Source organism: Methylocapsa sp. S129 (genome assembly GCF_009765995.1).
Taxonomy (GTDB): Bacteria; Pseudomonadota; Alphaproteobacteria; order Rhizobiales; family Beijerinckiaceae; genus Roseiarcus.
In genome coordinates this window covers 1-19,090 of the sequence record NZ_LMUI01000026.1, presented here as the reverse complement: position 1 = coordinate 19,090, position 19,090 = coordinate 1, and the positions used below count along the sequence as shown (strand labels likewise).

The 19,090-nt window shown below is 63.0% G+C and carries 16 protein-coding genes, 1 tRNA gene and 1 pseudogene; 10 read left to right on the top strand and 8 right to left on the bottom strand.

What is annotated here, in order from left to right:
- The coding region (locus GSQ90_RS16325; protein ID WP_158815922.1) for a hypothetical protein at positions 1 to 252 on the top strand (252 nt) is incomplete at its 5' end.
- Positions 253 to 510: 258 nt separating this feature from the next.
- Here GSQ90_RS16325 and GSQ90_RS16320 read toward each other — a convergent pair.
- Together GSQ90_RS16320 and GSQ90_RS16315 are read right to left on the bottom strand one after the other, a co-directional pair.
- Positions 511 to 1,026 carry a DUF177 domain-containing protein gene (locus GSQ90_RS16320; RefSeq protein ID WP_158815921.1) on the bottom strand — a complete coding sequence of 172 codons (516 nt, stop codon included), beginning with the start codon at positions 1,024 to 1,026 and terminating at the stop codon, positions 511 to 513.
- Positions 1,019 to 1,588, bottom strand: a complete 570-nt coding sequence (locus GSQ90_RS16315) for a ubiquinol-cytochrome C chaperone family protein (protein ID WP_158815920.1) — start codon at positions 1,586 to 1,588, stop codon at positions 1,019 to 1,021. Before GSQ90_RS16315 ends, GSQ90_RS16320 begins: the two co-directional genes overlap by 8 nt.
- 90 nt (positions 1,589 to 1,678) lie before the next feature.
- On the opposite strand from GSQ90_RS16315, the gene GSQ90_RS16310 reads away from it, so the two are divergent.
- Positions 1,679 to 2,146 carry an outer membrane protein assembly factor BamE gene (locus GSQ90_RS16310; protein ID WP_158815919.1) on the top strand — a complete coding sequence of 156 codons (468 nt, stop codon included), beginning with the start codon at positions 1,679 to 1,681 and terminating at the stop codon, positions 2,144 to 2,146.
- Positions 2,147 to 2,200: 54 nt separating this feature from the next.
- On the opposite strand, the gene GSQ90_RS16305 is transcribed toward GSQ90_RS16310, so the two are convergent.
- Positions 2,201 to 2,632: a CBS domain-containing protein gene (locus tag GSQ90_RS16305; RefSeq protein ID WP_158815918.1), complete on the bottom strand. Its 432-nt coding sequence runs from the start codon at positions 2,630 to 2,632 to the stop codon at positions 2,201 to 2,203.
- A gap of 262 nt (positions 2,633 to 2,894) precedes the next feature.
- On the opposite strand from GSQ90_RS16305, the gene GSQ90_RS16300 reads away from it, so the two are divergent.
- Positions 2,895 to 2,969, top strand: a tRNA-Gln gene (locus GSQ90_RS16300).
- A gap of 195 nt (positions 2,970 to 3,164) precedes the next feature.
- On the opposite strand, the gene GSQ90_RS16295 is transcribed toward GSQ90_RS16300, so the two are convergent.
- Both GSQ90_RS16295 and GSQ90_RS16290 read right to left on the bottom strand, forming a co-directional pair.
- Positions 3,165 to 4,472: a hypothetical protein gene (locus GSQ90_RS16295; RefSeq protein WP_158815917.1), complete on the bottom strand. Its 1,308-nt coding sequence runs from the start codon at positions 4,470 to 4,472 to the stop codon at positions 3,165 to 3,167.
- On the bottom strand, positions 4,469 to 4,654 hold the full coding sequence (locus tag GSQ90_RS16290) for a hypothetical protein (protein WP_158815916.1): 186 nt from the start codon (positions 4,652 to 4,654) through the stop codon (positions 4,469 to 4,471). Before GSQ90_RS16290 ends, GSQ90_RS16295 begins: the two co-directional genes overlap by 4 nt.
- A gap of 807 nt (positions 4,655 to 5,461) precedes the next feature.
- On the opposite strand from GSQ90_RS16290, the gene GSQ90_RS16285 reads away from it, so the two are divergent.
- Complete coding sequence (locus GSQ90_RS16285; RefSeq protein WP_158815915.1) at positions 5,462 to 5,731, top strand: DUF2312 domain-containing protein; 270 nt, start codon at positions 5,462 to 5,464, stop codon at positions 5,729 to 5,731.
- 294 nt (positions 5,732 to 6,025) lie between these two features.
- Here GSQ90_RS16285 and GSQ90_RS16280 read toward each other — a convergent pair whose 3' ends face one another.
- Genes GSQ90_RS16280 through GSQ90_RS16270 form a run of 3 tightly spaced genes read right to left on the bottom strand, consistent with a single transcriptional unit; the run spans position 6,026 to position 11,753 of the window.
- Positions 6,026 to 7,444 (bottom strand): AAA family ATPase, encoded by a 1,419-nt coding sequence (locus tag GSQ90_RS16280; RefSeq protein ID WP_158815914.1) that lies wholly within the window; start codon positions 7,442 to 7,444, stop codon positions 6,026 to 6,028.
- Between the two features lie 52 nt (positions 7,445 to 7,496).
- Entirely contained in the window at positions 7,497 to 10,475 is a 2,979-nt protein-coding gene (locus tag GSQ90_RS16275; RefSeq protein ID WP_158815913.1) for a TrlF family AAA-like ATPase, read from the bottom strand.
- Between the two features lie 21 nt (positions 10,476 to 10,496).
- On the bottom strand, positions 10,497 to 11,753 hold the full coding sequence (locus GSQ90_RS16270) for an ATP-binding protein (RefSeq protein WP_158815912.1): 1,257 nt from the start codon (positions 11,751 to 11,753) through the stop codon (positions 10,497 to 10,499).
- Between the two features lie 265 nt (positions 11,754 to 12,018).
- Between GSQ90_RS16270 and GSQ90_RS16265 the strand changes: the two genes are divergently transcribed.
- The 6 genes and pseudogenes from GSQ90_RS16265 (at position 12,019) to GSQ90_RS16240 (ending at position 19,057) form a co-directional block, all read left to right on the top strand.
- Entirely contained in the window at positions 12,019 to 13,215 is a 1,197-nt protein-coding gene (locus tag GSQ90_RS16265; RefSeq protein WP_158815911.1) for a DUF932 domain-containing protein, read from the top strand.
- A 171-nt stretch (positions 13,216 to 13,386) separates the two neighbouring features.
- On the top strand, positions 13,387 to 15,510 hold the full coding sequence (locus tag GSQ90_RS16260; protein ID WP_158815910.1) for a ParB/RepB/Spo0J family partition protein: 2,124 nt from the start codon (positions 13,387 to 13,389) through the stop codon (positions 15,508 to 15,510).
- 71 nt (positions 15,511 to 15,581) lie between these two features.
- Positions 15,582 to 15,734: pseudogene (locus GSQ90_RS32425) on the top strand (DNA primase); the annotation flags it as partial.
- Positions 15,735 to 15,880: 146 nt separating this feature from the next.
- Positions 15,881 to 16,933: a toprim domain-containing protein gene (locus GSQ90_RS16250; protein ID WP_174247495.1), complete on the top strand. Its 1,053-nt coding sequence runs from the start codon at positions 15,881 to 15,883 to the stop codon at positions 16,931 to 16,933.
- 76 nt (positions 16,934 to 17,009) lie between these two features.
- On the top strand, positions 17,010 to 18,257 hold the full coding sequence (locus GSQ90_RS16245) for a tyrosine-type recombinase/integrase (protein WP_158815907.1): 1,248 nt from the start codon (positions 17,010 to 17,012) through the stop codon (positions 18,255 to 18,257).
- Positions 18,254 to 19,057 carry a tyrosine-type recombinase/integrase gene (locus GSQ90_RS16240; RefSeq protein ID WP_158815906.1) on the top strand — a complete coding sequence of 268 codons (804 nt, stop codon included), beginning with the start codon at positions 18,254 to 18,256 and terminating at the stop codon, positions 19,055 to 19,057. Before GSQ90_RS16245 ends, GSQ90_RS16240 begins: the two co-directional genes overlap by 4 nt.
- The last annotated feature ends 33 nt before the right edge of the window (positions 19,058 to 19,090 follow it).

The window sequence follows — 19,090 nt, the reverse complement described above, 5'->3', positions numbered from 1 at the left end:
ATTGAAGGAAAACGACTTTCTCTCAAAACGGCCGCCGCCGAGACGAACGATTCGTCGGCTTTTCACCCAATTTTAACGATTCCGCCCGACATCGGCTTCGAAAAACCTAATGATATCAGTGCCAAGAAATTCCAGACCACCCACCTTGGGAGTTACTTTTTTTCGATTTTTCTCTTGCAAGCCATTGATTTCATTGACTCGTGCCTGAAAAAAGCTTGCAGAGATTTGGCGGCCCGCCAGGCCCCTCATTGAAAACAAAGGAATATTTTCGGCCGCCAGGGCGTGCCCCGCGCGTCTCCCGCTTCTGCAAGGCTTTTGCAAATCGCGCGGGCGCGGTCGGCCGAGCGCCTCGTGGGCTGCGCACCAACATTCCCTCCCCCCTTGTGGGGGAGGGTTAGGGAGGGGGGTCGCACCACCCTATCTTATTGAGGTAAAAACCATTTATTCGTTCGGTCTGCGCGACCCCCCTCCCTAACCCTCCCCCACAAGGGGCGCCGTCCTGCGCGGCCCCTAAGCTTCCCCGCTCGAGCCTTCCGGCTCCGCCGGCGGGGTAAAGCCCACCCCCGGCTTGCGCGGATAGGGATCGAGGCCGAGGACCATGAATTCGGCCGCCAAAGCGCCGAGATCGATCTTGCCGTCGACGATCGGATCGGGCTGATCCTCGTCGCCGATGGCGAAGGCGCTGGCCTCGGCCGCCGTGATCGGCGGCCCGCGCCGGCTCACGCTCTCGCCAATGGCGGCGGCAAAGCGCACGTCGATCTCTTCGTCCAGCGCCACGTCGAACGGCTCCAGCGAAACGACGCAGGTCTGCGTGACCTCGGCATGCACGTCGCCGCGCACTCGGATGATTCCGCGTCCGGCGCGGCTGAGGGAGAACTTGCCGACGAGGCGGCCGATCGCGGCCAGGCCATTAAGCTCGGCCAGCGCCTGCCGTTCCGCTTCGCTCGCCTCGACGCTATGCGCGACGCCGCCCTCCGGGACGGATTCGACGCGGACGAGCCTGGTGAATGGCGCGTTCTCAGCCATGGTCCGCCTCGCTCCGGGCCGGCGCGTGGAATTCGGGGAATGCGACGTCGCCGCCGGCGAAAGTCTCCAGCGGCGTCCGGTCCAGCGCCTCGGCGGTCGCCCGCACGAATTGGGCGAGGCGCGGCGCCATCGGCGCCTCGGCGACGTCCGTTATGCCATAGACATTGCGCGCCAAAGCGCTGGCCAAACGATCGGAACCGAGGGCCTCGAGACCCTCGCCATAGGCCTTGTTGCGCCCATAGAAGGCTTCGGCCATGCGTTTGAGACGCTTGGGCACGGTGACGTCGCCGACGCCGATCTCGCGCAACGCGACATCGAAATGACGAAAGACGCTGTCGGCGATCTCTTGCGCCAATTCCGGCCCGATCCCCGAAAGCTTCGTCAGCCGGCGCATGACGAGACCGGCGTAAAGCGTCACCATTTCGAAGCGCCCGTCAAAGGTGTCAGGCACGCCAAAATCGAGATAAAGGGGGGGACGCCGGGACGCGGCCACGATCTTGCCGTGAAGTTGATCGATCAGAGTGCGGTTGGCGCGTCGGGCGCGCCATTGCGCGAGGATCATGTCGCCGCCTTGCTTTTCAGGAGCGCCTTGGGTTAGGCATCATGGGCCGTTCTGGCAAGCAAAAAAGCGCCCGTGAAGCGGAGAGTGGATATGCGGCAGGGATTCCGGGCATTGCATAAGGCGCGTATCGGCGCGCTCGGGGTCGTCTGCCTCCTTGCGGGCGCCAGCCTGAGCGGCTGCATCGGCTATGACGGCGATTTCGATCGCGGCTATGTCTCCGACCAGCGCACGATGGACCAGGTCAAGATCGGCGCGACGACCAAGCCGCAGGCGCTCGCCCTGATGGGCACGCCCTCGACCACCTCGACCGTCGGCGGCGACGCCTGGTATTACATAGCCCAGAAGATGCAGCGGCCTTTGGCCTTCATGCCCGCGACCATGACCGACCAGAACGTCATCGCGCTTTATTTTGACAAGAGCGGCAAGGTCGAGCGAATCGCCAATTACGGCATGAAGGACGGTCAGGTCTTTGATTTCGTCTCGCGCACGACGCCGACAGGCGGCGCCGAGCCCAATTTCCTTGGAAACATGTTCAAAAACCTGTTCCGCTTCAGCTAAGCGCGACAGCCGTCATGCCCGAAGGCCGGGAATTCAGGTCTTCGGGGTCGCGGGTCACGCCGTCGCAATATAGTCGCGCAACGCGCGGTGCTCCGTCTCGATCTCATTGACGTGATGCTTCACCACGTCGCCGATCGAGACGAGCCCGATCAGCTTGCCGTTGGAGACGACGGGCACATGGCGAAAGCGCCCGTTCGTCATCGTCTCCATCACGCTGTCGATGGCGGTGTCTTCTGTCACCGTGAAGACTTTGGCGGTCATATGCCGGGACACCGCCTCGGTGAGGGCGCTCGCCCCCCTGGCGCCGATGGCGCGCATGATGTCGCGTTCGGAAAGAATGCCAAGAACGTTCTTGCCGGCGTCGGCGACAACGACGGCGCCGATCCCCTTGCTCGCCAGCAATTCAACGGCTTCCATCAATGTGCGATGCGGTTGGGTCGTGATGACATCGCCGCCTTTGGCCGCGAGAATTTGAGCAACGCTCATGTCCGCCTCCCTTTAATCCCGCGGCCTCCATGGACCGCGGCGCGGCCTAAGAATGCGCCGCTCTTGCGGCGCGAGCAAGGCAAAATAACCGCCGCCGCCCCTCCCCGGCGCGCCGACCAAACGAAGCGGTTTAAGCTTATCCCGCCGTTTGAACATCTGCTTTGGGAAAGAGCTGACATTTGCGCGCGGCATATTGCGATAGGCGGGGCCCCGCACTATGGTCGCGCCGCTTCTCAGGCTCGCATTTGGCCTTCGGGGCTTTTGGGGCGTCGCCAAGCGGTAAGGCAGCGGATTTTGATTCCGCCATACGGAGGTTCGAATCCTCCCGCCCCAGCCAAGACCTAATAGGTTGAATTTTCTAGCGAAACCGTTTTGTTCTCGCCGCGATTTTTGCACGCATTTGGAAATTCGATTTCGCCCGCCATTTGGAAACTCTGTGCTGGTTTCGTTTTCGTCCCCCTGCTGGGGGAAACCCGGCCCGCTCGTGCCCAGCGCTGCTTGGACGCACTGAAGCGGCCGGATGTTGACCCGCTCATTGAGGGACCGCTAGTTTTCGCGTGGTCTCGGGCGGATGAGTTTCATCGACCCTCTGTTCTTCAAAATGCTTCTGCGCCAAGAGATGCGCATGCCGCTTGCGGGTCGCCGCGAGGGCCCGCTTCATCGTTTCCTTCGCGTAGCCGCGATAGGCTTGCGACGTCTTGTGCCCGGAGAGCGCCCGCCCCTGGCCGTCGGTAAGCTCGGCTTCCTCCAGCTCAGTCATGCCGCCGTGCCGGCAGGCGTCGAGTGTGAACAGCTGAGACACGCCGTCGATCTTCTTCCGCAGCTGCTGCACCGCCTTTTCCATGCCGGGATAAGACCAAAGTTTGGCGTCGCCCTTGTATTCACCCTTTTCAATCCGACGCATGATCATCGGAATGCCGAGCTTGGGCAGATGGCTCAGGACGTCCTCGGCTTCGGCATAGAACTTGACGGACTCACCAGCGACGGCCTCCTCAAGGGGATGCCAAACCAGAGCTTTGTTCTTGTGATGCTCGATGCGCACCGCGTGCGGCCAGTTCTTGCTGCGATAGTCCGGCCAGGTCAAAAGCCCGGCCACCACGTTCTCAGGCCGCTGCAGCCACTCAAAGCAGATCACCGCGACCGCTGCCGGCTCAGGCCTCCCAAGTTCGATGCAGCCCCATGCGAACTTGTAGACCTCGTCGCGAGTGACCGCATGCTTCTTGCTCTTAGTGCGGCTCTTGAGTGTGAAATCATCCCATGGGTTGGGGTGCTTTTTGTCGAACAGCTCCGGGTGCAGCCGACGCATGATGCGCCAGACTTTGCGGCAGAGGCCGACCACCTTCTCGCCTTGTCGCAGCCTGAGCCCATCAGGCCCGTTGATTATCTTCTCGTAAATCTTGTCAGCGGCCCGCGGCGTAACCTCAATGATCTGCCGCTCGCCGATCCTCCGCCCGCTCTTGCCGACAGTATCACAGATCAACTGCATGATCCGTTCGTAGTCGGGGCGTGAGCGCGGTGAGACTTTCTCAGTATAGGCTTTCTCGGTCTTGTACTGCCGGAAGAGCCAATCGATGCTGCCGTAGCGCGCAATTTTTGACTGCGCGATCGGCTCGCCCGTCCGATGGTCGTTCCATTCATCGAACAAAGCATTAAGCGTAGCGGCCCGCCCGCCTTTGCCGTTCTCGCCGCAGGCGGCTTCATAGCTCGTGCCCAGTGGCTCATTTGCGATTTCGCAGCCAAGCGCGCGATAATAGCTCGGGACGCGGAAGTAGAACGCAACTGCACCGTCCGCGAGCCGGCGCACCTCGACGAACCGCGGGCGCGCCCGTTCAAGCATCATAAATCCTCGGCGAGGTCGCCCGCCGCCAGATACGGAACGATGGCTCGGTCCAGATCGTCTCTCAACCACAGCTGGCGCCTCCCTTCCTTGATCCGTGGTTGAGGATACTCGCTGCCGACGCGTTTCAAGAATGCCTCGACCGTCAGCTCCCCGCAATATCCCGCTGCAATTTCAGCTGGCATACGGCGCGGCCAAGAACCCGCTGGAATTATGGCAGAACGTGGGGACATGGGCTGCCCGAAAGTTGATCCGCTCGTCTGGCGATGGGCATGGTGCAGATCACCAACAACACCTGGAAGGGCGCCATCAGGCAAGTCGTAGAAGAAGATAGCGCAGCGCGCTAAAGGGATGGTTGAGCGTGGTGCCCGCCGGCTTCGACGACTAAGATTTCCGAGCTCGGAGTGCACCTCCAGCGTGGTTCTGCGACATAGTGACTCACCATCTCCACTTACCGACCGAAGCATCGGACTACGAATCTGGGGGTCAGGAGTTCGAATCTCTTCGGGCGCGCCAGTCTTTTCAATAACTTCTATCGCCACCGCCGTTCTAGAATTATTTTTAGAACGGTGTTTAGAACGGTGTTTTCAGCGCCCGATCCCGCTGGGATCGCGAGCGCGAAGAAAATTATCTTCTTCGGCGAAGAAGGCACTAAGGGACAGGCCCCACCCTCTCCGAACGGTTGGCTTTCCATCTGGCCAGGCGGTTCCGGGCGGTGGCTTGCCCACCAGCGATACGTCTTGAAAGAAGCGAGCAAGGCCCCCGAGTGTGCCGTCGCCCGGTCAGTCGAATAATGCACATATCGTCGATATGGGCATCTTCCCTGCGCAACAGGTTGTGAATCAAGTTTGCCTGTTCCGCCCCAGCTCAAGCCTCGACGCCAGACCGCTGAAGCGCGGCAGAGTAAAATCGCTGGGGATTAGAACGAACGCGTTAACCTCTCGGCAACCTTCGCCGCCATAGCCTTTGCTCCCGTCACAGAGAGGCACGGCATGACCGACACGGTTGGAATTCCTGGTAATCGTATTCTGTCTTTCATCGAGCGCATCGAGCACATCGACGAAGAACTTAAGGCGCTGAATGAGGGCAAGAAGGAAGTCTTTTCCGAGGCCAAAGGAGAGGGCTTCGACGTAAAAGTGCTGAAGGAAATCCTTCGCTTGCGCAAACAGGATCAGGACGAGCGCGACGAACAGGAGTCTCTGCTCGACCTCTATCTGCGGGCCATACAAAATGCGGCGCCCGAGCAAGCCAAAGCGGCATAAATCGGTTGAGTCGTTTGGGAGGGCGGCGGCGCGAACCGCCCTCCCGCCCATGACCAGCCAAGCAGTCAATGACTTGATCCGTTCGGCATCCGCTGGCACCACCGGATTGTAACCCACCATACTGAGATCCGGCCGGCCATGACCGCGAAGGCGGACCGCTCGAAGACGAGCGGACCGAGCAACGGATGCCGTATCTGCTGGACGGCCTCGCCATGGGAGCTGCGAACATCATTTTCACGCGACATCGCCCGACACACACGCCGCTTCTCTTGCGATCAATCACGTAGGTTCAAATCAGGGGCACGCAACCACCGATACCGACATTCGCTGACCGTGGCGATTTGAGGACGATGTGGCGTCGGTGGGTGGTCCCATTGGGACGTCATCGATCGCGTCAAGGATCGCAAAAAAGCAAGCGCAGTCACGTCGTTGTTTTCGATTTTCCCACACGAAAAACGCGGCCGTTCGGTCGCCGCATCGACATGGTACACTCTTGAGAAACGCAGCCAGCAGCGGTGGATGAAGGTGGGTTTCAGGTTCGTCGATGAGAACCAGCGTCGGCTCCGACCCCGAGATGTGCGCCGTGAGCTCGGTAACGATTTTGAGCACCACCTTGTGACCACTGCTCAGTCCGCGAAAAAGCTCGCCGAGCTCGTCATCGTCGCGATTGGCGTAGAGCTGGGTTAATCCAATGCGCTGGAACGATGGGTCGCGCAGGAGCGGCTTCAAAACCTCCAACAGGTTCTCTAGGCGGTCGGCTTCGCGGACGCGCGTTAGTGCCGACAAGAACTCCGCCTCGATCTCCGCCGGGGTGCGTAGCCGATAGGCCTGCTCGCCGTTCGGCGCGTCATCGTCAGATCGCTCGCGAAGACCACAATAGACGTACCCAAAGATTTCCCCGCGCTCTTGGAGCCTCTCCTTCTCCTCTTCGGTGCGCCCTGGAATGACAAAGGTGTCGAAGGCGCTGTAGGACACCACGACCACGGTCTTGAACGGCGGCGCGGTGCCGACGAACCGACCTGCCGCGTTCTCCAGCACATCTTCTTTGCTGCCGTAGCCGTATCCGCTCGCGACGATCGCGAGGTTAGAGAGCAGCCGGGTCTTGCCCGTGCCGTTGTAGCCGATTAGGGCGTTGATACGGTTCGGCAGCCGGCCGCGTCGCCGAAAATCGAAGTCGACCGTGAAGGCGTTCGAGCGTCGCGCAACCTGCGTTTTGAATTTGACCCTGAACCCCGCGCTTCGACGTTTCGTCGGCAAGGTCGGGGCACGCAGCAACCGAGCCGCGTCGCCGATCGTCCGCTCCGCGCCGCCGAAGCGAAGCAAGGAAACACTATAAGCCTCACTATCCTCGACACTGGCCTTGATCTCGTCGTCAAAGGCGACATCGCGCAGGCCTCGGAAATAGGGTTCAAAAACCGGGCGGCCGAGCTTGTAGAGAGTTTCGTAGTAATCGAGGTCAGAACCCAGCGACGCGTGACCGGGCGGCAACTCCTCGAAAGGCCGCTGCGGCATATCCGTGTAGCCGCTAGTCCGATCCGCCTGGATGATCTTGATGCTGCCAAGATCGTAGGTCTCGTCGGCGGACACGTGCAGCGTGACGTGGAACGTCGTCTTGTAGCCGTAGTCGTCCCAGTTATCCTGGACGAGCACCGCATGCGGGTAGTGATTGGTCGTGGGCGATTCGCCGGACCGTAATCTGACGATGAACCTCATTCGAATCTCCCCACGGGGACGGGCGTCATCAGCAGTACATCGGCCGGCATTGTCATCGCTCCAGCCTCACACGCAGTCTTCGCGCACGCTCGCGGAAGGCGGCCTCACCGCCCTCCAAGATGTCACACACCGCCTTGCGGATTTCAGCGCTCTCAAGACCGCCCGACACATAAGTGATCGGCGGCAGACCTCCCGAAGGGTGCGGACCCGCTGATGCGACGATGATCTGGTCCGCATCGGTATTGATGACGAGGTTGGCGTTGTGCGTGACCATGATCACCTGACGCTTCGCCTTGGCCGCGACAAACAGCGCCACCAGCTCGTCGAACACCGACTTGGGATCGAGATTTTCTTCAGGCTGATCGATGATCAGCGGGCGATCGTCCGAATCGTCGAGCGCAAGATAGAGCAGCAACAACACGATGCCCCGCGTACCGGGCGACAGCTTGCGGATGTCGACCGCATCATAAGAAATCTCGTACCGGACCGTGATGTGGTCGGTGCCGAAAAGCCAATGCGCGAACCGTTTCGACCAGGCCCGGAATTCGGCCTGCTGCGTGGGCGCAAAAGGTGCGTGAGACAGCAGATCTCTGAGGTATCTTGCCATGAACGCGGTCATGGCCGCCTGAACCTCGACCGCCGAGCCCGTCTCCCAGGCCGGCTTGAGCGCTTCAGTGGCGGCCGCGATTAGGGAGCCCCGTCCGTAAAATGGGCCGGCCTTGCGCCGATCAAGGAGTTCCTCTTCCGCAACCGAGCCCCACGCTTGAACGTCGGCGATCCTGCGAACCGCGAAGCTGAGCTTCTTCAGCGTGCCCGACGATGCCGCCAGCCGCGCCATCAGCGGGGCGTAGAGCCCGGCCAGCGCGTTCTGTTCGTTGATAATCGCCTCGAACACCCGGCCATAGGTGTCGTCACGCTCGGTCTGAAGGTCTTTCCGACGGACCGCCGCGCCTTGCGCATCCGTGAGCCGGGTTTCGAGGGTCTGGAGCGCGGAGTTCTCCTGCGCGATCCGGCCGGTCAGCGCCGCGTATTGATCGCGAACGACCTTATCGGCGCTAAACAGCGCTTCAAGGCGCGTCATTTCGGCGGCGATCGGCGCGAGCGGAAGCGCGGAAAGATCGTCAGTGTCCGGAATCAGGGCGACGTTCGGGTCGCCGGGCGGCGGCGGAACGCCGTTGAGCTTCCGGACCTCGCCATCGGCCCATGCGACGTAGGCTGTCAAGCTCTTGTCGACGTCGCCCTTGTAGATCAGCAAGAACTCGTCCCATTGCTGGTCGCTCATGCCGCTGGCGCCGTGTCGAGCCCGAGCTTGGCGCAACATCTCCGGCGCGCCGGTGGCGCGCACGCTGCGGACCTCGTCCTTCAGGGCGACGAAGGTGCGGCGCTGATTGCCGATGGACTGGATCTTGTTGCGGAGTGTCTGGGCCGCCTCGCTGAGCCGCGTGTGGCGGGTGACCTGCGCCTCGGTGCCCTTGACGACGAGCTTGGCGCGATCGGCTGTGTAGTCGCCGATCAGCTTCTTCTTCTGCCCGACTTGGGTGACCAGCGTAGCGACAAGGCTTTCTTTCTCAAACTCGGTGGCGATGCGGTCCGAGATGTCGGCGATCGCCTCGGCCTCGCGCTCGCGCGCCTGCTGGAACCGCGAAGTCTGCTGGTCGCGCAGCTCGGCGAAATCGAGCGCCCATTCACGATCGTCCTGGGAATGCGACTCGAAGATCACGCGCTCAATCTCGTCAACCAGGCCGTCGGAGACGCCCTTGGCCGAGCAAAGCTCCTCGACGAATTGCTGGGAGAGATACCGGGCGCGCGGAAAGGTCATATGGCCGTTGGCGTCGCTGCCATCCAGGGCGCGCGTGACCGTCGCGCCGCCGCCCCAGGTTAGCGTCGTCGATGCGGCGCCGATCAACTTGCGCGCCCGGGCTAAGAACGACGGGCTGATGTTCTCATCGGCATTCCAGCCGCCCGGCGAAATCGCGTCGCAGCCCGCGGCGATCACGTCGGCCAGGGCCGTCTTCCCCGATCCGCGTGCGCCGATGATGGCGACCAGGCCATGATTGAGCGGGATGTCGGGCGTGGTGGCCCAATCTGCATCGCCGATCCGGACGTGCGAGATGACCTGTGATGGCATCGCCGACCCCGGCGGCTGCTCGCCGACATAGGCGCGCCCCTCGGGATCGATGCACGCTTGGCGGAGCGCGTCGAATTCGAGCCCGCCTTTGATCCACGAGAAGCGACTTCCGAATGGCGACGCCACGTCGTCGAGCTTGTGCGCGTCGCTCCCGTGCAGGCAGGGCTTCAGGCCGCCGTACCGGGTGCGTATTTCGTCGGGTCCGAGGTCTTTCTGACCCAACCAGAACTCACGCTGCGCCGGGCTGCCGGCGAAGATCACATGGGCGAAGCCTTCGATTTCGCGTCGGATCGTCTGATCGGCGGCCTCCCGCACGCCCGACGTGCCGTCCGTCGCGCCGCCGGCCACCGCAATCAGGATGTTCTTCTTCGCCCAACCGCTTTCGGAGAACACCTCGCGGAGCTTTTGGAAATTGACCTTGAACTGGTTGGCGCCATAGGCCAGCGCGGCCCGCTCGTCCGCTATGTTGGGATCGGCCTTCTTGCCGAGCCGGATGAGATCGGCCCGCGTGCAATCGAAACGATCCTGCATGACGTTGAACTGCAGGCGCGATAACAGACGCCGCAGCTCGTCGAGATGCTGCGGGTCCTCGGGGCTGACGAACAGGTGGAGATTGACAAAGCCCCCTTTCGCCGTCGCAACGTCAAGCCGCAGTTCCACGCTGGGAAAGACCAGCTTGGCGCTGGGCAGACGGCCGGCCGCCTTGCGCCGCAGCACCTCCTCGTAAGTTTCGGTCACGTAGTAGTCCGTGACCGCGATGGCCTCGATGACCGGCGTCGCCTGCTCAAGCGCGGTCAGATAGTCGCCCCAAGCGTTCGGGCCGCTGAACTGATTGTTCATGACCGTACCTGGCGCGTGGATGTGCGGTTCCCACCTCCGCCATTCTGACCCTCTACTGAGCATCGTTTCCCCCTTTCCCGGCGGCTATCTTGATTTGTCCGTCTTGTTCGTCCGCAGCGCTCCGTTCCAAAGACTCGACAATGGTGCTGCCGCCAGCCTGTCGCCGAACGGCACGACGTCCGCGCTGTCGTAAAGGACGACGCCGAAGGCAAAGCGGTCTCCGCACGCCTCGGCCAAGGCCCGCAGGCCGCCGAAATCACCGGCCTTGACCGTCGCGCTCGCCTTGACCTCGATGCCTGCGATCATCCCGTCATCGCGTTCCAGCACGATGTCCACCTCGCGCCCGTCCCGATCCCGAAAATGGTGAGGCGTCAGCCGCAGGTCCGAAGCCGTCATCAGCTTCAGAATCTCCGCGAACACGAAGCTTTCGAGCAGCGCGCCGAACGTGCTGCGATCCGCCTTGACCCTGTCGAAGGAGAGCCCACGCACGGTCGCCAGTAGGCCGGAATCGAGGAAGTGTAGCTTCGGGGTCTTGACGATGCGCTTCAGGGCATTGGTGAACCATGGTTGCACCGTTGCGATCAGGAACACCTGCTCAAGCAGCCCGACATAACGCTGCCCCGTCTTGTGGCTGACGTTGATGCCGGCGCCGAACTGCGAATAGTTGACCAACTGGCCGGAGTGCTCGGCCAGCAGCCTTACGAATTTCGGAAGTTCCGTCAGCTTCTCGACGTCAGCGATATCCCGCAGATCGCGCGTGAGGACCGACGTGAGATAGGATCTCGACCAGTCCTGCCGCCGGCGCTCGCTATCGCGACTGATCGCTTCGGGGAAACCGCCGAGCAGGACAAGTTGGACAAGATCGTCGCCAAGGATTGCCTCCCGCTGGCTCCGGAACTTTCCTTCGAAGAGGTGCTCCAGGAAAATCGGCGTCCGGCCTTCGACCTCGGCCCTTGCGAGCGGCAACATCTGGATGGTCTCCATCCGGCCGGCCAGGCTGTCGGCGACGCGCGGCAAGGTCAGGACGTTTGCCGAGCCGGTGAGAAGGAAGCGACCCGGCCGATAGTCCTCGTCGACCGTCTTCTTGATGGCCAGCAGCAGGTCAGGCGCGCGCTGGATTTCGTCGATGATGGCCCGGTCGAGGCCGCGAATGAAGCCGGCGGGATCGGACTGGGCGGCCTCGAGGACCGTTTGATCGTCGAGCGTGATATAGGTCCGCCCGGCTTCTCCCATTTTTCGGACAAGTGTGGTCTTGCCGGCGCGGCGCGGGCCTACGATCAGGACCACTGGCGTATCAGAAAGGGCTTCCTCCGCCCGTCGCCCCACAAACCGCTCGAACATGCCATCTCCGAATCCGGAAGATTGGAACTATCGGCTCCGGCTGATTGGGAGTCAATGGCTCGCTAATTGGAAGTCAATGGACCGCGATCTGGAAGGCCTGGAGGGGAAAGCCTTCCCCCTGGTCGGCGCTGCGGTCGCCGACGCCCCCCCTTCTGCGGGGAGATCCCCGCAACGCCCCCTTTTAGAGTGAGAGGGCGGCCCGGCTTCGCCGTGACGGGTTGACGGCTGGAGGAGAGGCCTCCGGCGCCCGTCATGGAGACTAGCCATGACCCATGTGGAGATTCTGGACGCCGCTCGCGACCGCGCTGGCGGCTACAAGGTGGATGTGAGCCGCGGCGAGCGGATCGGCCGCGTATCGTCGGAATGGTTCTCGCGGCCGGCAGACGAACGCTACCTGTCCCTGTCGGACCTCTACGCCGCCGTCCGTGGCCGGACAGAGCGGAGCCGCACCCGAACCGTCGAGAGCGCGGCGATCCGGGTGGAGGCGAGCCGCGACGATGCAGAGCGCCTGACGCTGATACTGCCCGGCTCCGACGCCCCGATCGCCCCGACCCATTGGAGCTTTGGTCAGCTCGCCAGCCTGGTGGGAGCGCCGGCGACCTACCTACGCCAGCTTCCGGCGCCGCTGGCCGGCATCAACCTGCAATACGGCTTGACGTCCCATCGCGCCGAGCAGGTGAAGACGCTCGAGATCGAAGATGGTCGCGTCGCGCTGCGAGCCGTGACCGGCCCTGACTACGGCCGCATCTTCGACCACGAACTGGTCTCGGCCGTGCAGCGCATCGCCGGCAACGGCACGGGTGACACCCGCTGGAAGGTGCCGGGCGTGCTCGACTGGTCGACCGGCGTGTACAACCCGCGCGTCGATGTCACCCGGGACACGACGACGCTCTATGCGTCGGATCGAGACGTCTTCCTCTTTCTGGTCGACGATCTCAATCCAATCGAGGCGGGCCGGCTCCCCGACGGCTCGCCCGATCTCTACTTCCGCGGCTTCTACTGCTGGAATTCAGAGGTCGGCGCCAAAACGCTCGGCATGGCGAGCTTCTATCTTCGCGCCGTATGCCAGAATCGCAATCTCTGGGGCGTCGAGGATTTCGAGGAGATCACCATCCGCCACTCGAAATACGCCGCGGCGCGTTTCGCCCATGAGGCGGCGCCGGCGCTCGCCCGCTTCGCTAACTCCTCGCCGATGCCCTTCGTCAACGGCATCAAGGCGGCTCGGGAGAAGATCGTCGCCCGCACCGACGACGACCGGACCGAGTTCCTGCGCAAGCGTGGCTTCTCCAAGACGGAGACCGCGAAGATTATCGAGACGGTTCTGGCCGAGGAAGGACGCAAACCCGAGAGCGTCTTCGATTTCGTACAAGGCATCACCGCCGTCGCTCGCGACAAGACGCATCAGGACGCGCGGCTCGACCTGGAAGCGCGGGCGAAGAAGCTGCTCGACCGGGCAGCCTGACTCCCGGAAAACCGGAGATGCGGAACAGAGCATTTCCGGCTCCGTGCTTTTCCGTCTTTCCTGATCGTCGGATTTGCGGCGCTGCCCTCAAAGGAAGAGGGCGGCGCTGCGCTTCGTGACGGGTAAGAAGCTGAGAGAGAGGCTCTCGGCGCCCGTCGCGGAGAAAACGACATGGCTAAGGCGATTCAGAAGATCACGCTCAGCGCCTCGCGCGACATTCCCTTCAACAAGCTGATCCTGTCCCAGTCGAACGTCCGGAGGATCAAGGCCGGCGTTTCAATCGAAGATTTGGCGGAAGACATCGCCCAGCGCACGATGCTGCAGAGCCTCAGCGTCCGCGCGGTGGTCGACGCGGATGGGGCCGAGACCGGCATGTTCGAGGTTCCGGCAGGTGGACGTCGCTTCCGTGCTCTCGAATTGCTGGTGAAGCAGAAGCGGCTCGCCAAGACCGCGCCGGTGCCGTGCGTCGTGCGCGAGGGAGGCATCGCCGAGGAAGACTCGCTCGCCGAAAACATCCAACGCGCCCCACTGCATCCACTCGACCAGTTTCGCGCGTTCCTGACACTGCGCGAGAAGGGTCAGTCCGAAGAAGAGATCGCCGCGGCGTTCTTCGTCTCCGTCGCCGTGGTGCGCCAACGCCTGAGGCTCGCGTCCCTCTCGCCGAGGCTGCTCGACATCTATGCCGAAGATGGCATCTCGCTCGACCAGCTCATGGCCTTCACCGTCAACGGCGACCACGCTCGCCAGGAGCACGTGTTCGAGCGACTGTCACAGTCCTACGCCAGGGAGCCGCATGTCATCCGTCGAATGCTGACAGAAGGCGCTGTGCGTGCGGCCGACAAGCGCGCGCAGTTCGTCGGGCTCTATGCCTATGAGCAAGCCGGCGGCATCATCCTGCACGACCTGTTCCAGGGCGATGATGGCGGCTGGCTGCAGGACGTGACGCTCGTCGGTCGCCTCGTCGCCGAGAAGCTAGAGCGCGACGCGGATGCGATCCGTGCCGAGGGATGGAAGTGGATCGAGATCGCGCCTGACTTCCCGTATGGCCATACCTACGGCCTGCGCCAACTTCGCGGTGAGACGATCCCGCTGACGGCCGAGGAGGAAGCCGCTCGCGAAACCCTCCAGGCCGAATACGATCGGCTCGAGGGGGCTCACGCGAAAGTTGAAGAGCTTCCCGAGGACGTCGATCAACGTCTTGCCGAAATCGAGACGGCGCTTGCCGCCTTCGAGGAACGGCCCGTCAGGTTCGATCCGGACGAGATCGTACGCGCCGGCGCTTTCGTCAGCATCGACGGCGCCGGTAATCTGCGCGTCGAACGCGGCTACGTGCGTCCCGATGACGAGACGCGGGTCGAAGCTGAGCAAACCGAAGAGTCTGAGCGCGATGTGCCGTTGGCCGTCGAGGCAAGCGCGGAAGACGCCGACGCGACGCAAGCCGAGACTCAGGACATCCAGGAGCAAGAGGAGGACGAGGGTCTCCGGCCCCTGCCCGACCGGTTGATGACCGAGCTGACGGCGCATCGCACTCTCGCACTGCGCCACGCCCTCGGGGAACGGCCTGACGTTGCATTCCTCGCGGCCCTTCATGCGCTCTGCGTCAAGACGTTCTACCGCTACGCGATCGACACCTGCCTTGAGCTCGACGTGAAGAGCGTCGGCTTCGGCGCGCAGGCGCCTGGACTGAACGATACGGCGCTGGCCACGGCTCTCGATCATCGCCATCAGGCCTGGGTCGCCTCCCTGCCGAAGGAGCCGACGGAACTCTGGGACGCCCTGACGGCGTTCGACATGGACAGCAGGGAGGCGCTGTTCGCGCATTGCGTCTCGCTTTCGGTGAATGCGATGTTCGAACCATACAATCGCCGGCCGCGCGCGCTCGCGCACGCGGACCGCTTGGCCGAGACCGTCGACCTCGACATGGTCGCCGGCGGCTGGACGCCGACCGTCGAGAACTACCTCGGCCGGGTGACGAAGGCGCGGATTGTCGTCGCCGTGCGGGAGGCGAAGGGCGAGTGGGCGGCTCAACTCATCGATCATCTCAAGAAGGGCGAGATGGCCGAGAAGGCGCAGGAGTTGCTTGCGGGGTCCGGATGGCTGCCGGAGCCGCTGCGCACGCCCGGTCGAGCGATGACGCTGTCGTCGCCGACTGTCGAACCCGACGTAGCGCCCGAGCCTAAAACCTCCGTCGTGGAAACGGCGGCCGCCGGCGACGAAACGGCCATGGTGGTTTCAGAGACTTCGACCGAGGATGAACCGGTCGCGATCGACCCTCCCGCGGTCGCGGCGGAGTAGCCAAGCTGCAACTGCCAGCCCCTTGGGCCCGCCGGCGACGGCGGGCCCTTTTCGTGTCGGAGGCAACGACGATGGAGAAAGCCTCGGAGCTGGCGCATCGCCTCGCTCGACGGGCTGAGGCGGTATGTCGCCATTATCTTTCAAGCGGTCGACGCCAAGGCCGCTATTGGATCGTCGGCGACGTCAGGAATGCGCCCGGACGCTCGATGTTCGTGCGCCTCAGAGGATCTGAAGTCGGGAAAGGCGCCGCGGGTAGATGGAGCGAATATGTTGCGCGGAAAGTTATGTTGCGCATTTGCGCGTTGACGCTGTCCTGCGGGCGATTGGCAGCTTCTAGGCAACATAATATCGGCGCGCGGGAGGTTGCGTGATGCGGCGCGACGCTTCCGAACTGGCGCGCCGGCTCGCGCGCGCCGCCGAGGCCGTGTGCCGTCACTATCTGCCCGCGGGTCGCCGCAGCGGCCGTTATTGGCTGGTGGGCGACGTTCGCAATACGCCCGGCCGGTCGATGTTCGTCCGGCTTATCGGACCGGAATCCGGTCCCGGCGCAGCCGGGCATTGGACGGATGCCGCCTTGGCCGAATATGGCGATCTGCTCGATGTGATCCGCGAAAGCTGCGGTTTCATCGACTTTCGCGATGTCGCCGACGAGGCCCGGCGCTTTCTGAGTCTGCCGCGCGCCGAACCCGGTCCGCCGATAGCACGGACGCCCCGCGCACCGGCGCCGACGGGATCGCCGGAGGCCGCACGGCGCCTCTTCGCTATATCCCAGCCGATCGAGCGCACGCTCGTAGAAACGTATCTCCGTGGTCGCGGCATCACGCATTTGCACGGAACCGGAGCCCTGCGTTTCCACCCACGCTGCTACTATCGGCCCGACGACGATACTTCGACCGAGACCTGGCCGGCGATGATCGCATCGGTCACCGACCTCTCCGGTCATTTGACCGGCGCGCATCGCACCTGGCTCGACCCGCGCGGCTTCACCGAGGCGACGCTCGGCAAGGCGCCGATCGACACACCGCGACGAGCGATGGGCGACCTTCTCGGCAATGCCGTGCGTTTCGGCGTGCCGGGCGACGTGATGGCAGCCGGTGAGGGCATCGAGACGATCCTGTCGCTCCGATGCGTTCTGCCCGACATGGCGATGGCGGCAGCACTCTCCGCCAACCACCTCGCTGCCCTCCTGTTCCCGAGCACACTGCGCCGGCTCTACATCGTGCGCGACGCCGATGCCGCCGGTGACATGGCGCTCGCGGCATTGACCGAACGCGCCGAAGCAGCGGGCATTGAGGCGCTTGCCCTGTCTCCGCGGATGGGCGACTTCAACGAGGACCTGCGGGCATTCGGCCACGGCGCGCTGCGGGCGACACTGCGCATCCAACTCGCGCCGCAGGATTGGTGCTTTTCTACAGATAATTGAGCGGCTTGCTCAATATATCTTTCATCATCGCGCCCGGTCCGGAAGCTTGGGCCTCCACAACCATGGAGGCACAAGCATGTTTGAAGAAATCTTCTTTCCCCGAACCGCTGAGAGGTATCGAGCAGCGCCACTCCTCGAGCAGCGGGAACGATATCTCGTTCATCTCAGGGAGACAGGCGCCAGACGATCGACCTTGCGGAAATACGCCAATGATCAATTGAGCCTAGTGCGCCTTCTGAACCTGAAAGAAGGCGGCACAGTGCGCCACTCGCAGATCGAGGCCGTGGCCGCAATTTGGTCGCAGCCGAAGGCACGCAGGTGCGACTGGTCGGCGTCGCCCAAGGCGAGAACATGCTTTGTCAGTCGCGGAGTCCAATGGCTTCGATTCCTGGGGTGGCTCGAAGAACCCGAACATGAGCATCATCCGCATCACGCAGAGGTCGCGATCTTTGAGAAGTGGCTACGCCGGGAGCGCGGCCTTTCCACGGCGACCATACAAGATTACTGCCGCGCCGCCGACCGCTTCTTCTTCTGGTTGGCTGGGAAGGGCGTTCCCTTGAGCGCCGTCCGGATGACCGACATCGACGATGTCATTGCGGCAGAGCACAAGCGCGGAGCCTGGAACCGCCGGACGATACACGACTACGCTCAGCGTCTGAGGGCGTTCTTCCTGTTTGCCGAAGCGCGCGGCTGGTGCCGGACGGGGCTAGCTGCGGGGATCATGGCGCCCCGGTTCATGGCCGATGAGACGATGCCAAAGGGACTCAGGCGCGAGAATGTTCTGCGTCTGCTGGCTTCCGTTCAGGAGGATCGCCCGGTCGATAAGCGCGACCGAGCGATCCTGATGCTGCTCATTGCCTATGGATTGCGGGCCGGGGAAGTCGGCGGCCTGCGACTGGACGATTTGGACTGGAAAAACGGGATGCTCCGTGTCCGCTGTCCGAAACCCGGTCGGACCCATCTCTGGCCGCTGTCACATGAGGTCGGACATGCCATCCTGCGCTATCTACGGGAGGCACGGCCATCCGGCTTTGGGCGCAGCCTCTTCTTCACAGCATATGCGCCGATCCGACCGCTTGGCAGAACGACCTTGGGCAAGATGGTCAGTGATCGCCTGGCGGGCATCGGCATCGTCTCCGGCCGACGAGGTACGCACGCCTTACGGCACGCTGCCGCCCAACATCTTCTGGATCAGGGCATGCCAATGAAGGTGATCGGGGACTTTCTCGGTCACCGCGACCCATCCTCCACCACGATTTACGCCAAGGTCAATCTCTCGGCCCTTCGCGAAGTAGCTGCTCTCGATCTGGAGTCGTTGGTATGACGCTGCGCGACTCGATCGAGCAATATATCCTCTGGCGACGGGCCCATGGCGCCAAGTTCACGACCGGGGCGGACATCCTGCGTCACTTCCTTCGATATGCCGATGGAGATGCCGCTTGCGATGCGGTCAGCACGAAGCAGGTTCTGGCCTTTCTGGTGGGCCAGGGGCCACTGACCCGGCAGCGTGAGAACAAGTACTACGCCCTCGCCGGCTTCTGGCGACATGCGATCAGCCGTGGCCATGCGATGCGTTCGCCGCTGCCGGACAGCGAACCGAAATCGCCGCCCCGCACGCCGCCTTATATCTACTCGCACGACGAGTTGCGGCGGCTCCTCGACCCAGCGACCGTGGCGAGCAGCCGGCGCGGCGCAGTTCAGTTCGACGCAGTGACATTCCGGACTCTTCTTCTGCTGCTATACGGAGCCGGATTGCGATTCAGCGAAGCGACAGGACTGACACTCGCGGACGTCGATCTGGCGGAAGACGTTCTGACGATACGCGCCACGAAGTTCTATAAGAGCCGTCTGGTTCCGATCGGGCCGCAGCTTGCAACGGTGCTGGCGAACTATATGCCTCAGCGGCCGCGCGGCGGGCTTGCGCAGGGCGAGACTTCCTTCCTTCTGGTGAACCGCAGCGGTACGCGGCTTGCCAGCAGCACCGTTCAGGCAGCATTCGACGCGCTGCGGCGCATCGCCCGGGTCCAGGGCGCGGCAGGCGGGCGACAGATTCCGCGCCTGCACGATCTCCGGCATAATTCCGAGTGCCGGATTATTCCGAGTGGTCTGTTTGTGATCGCTTGATGGTCCTTAATTTCAGAGACTTGGATAGGTCTT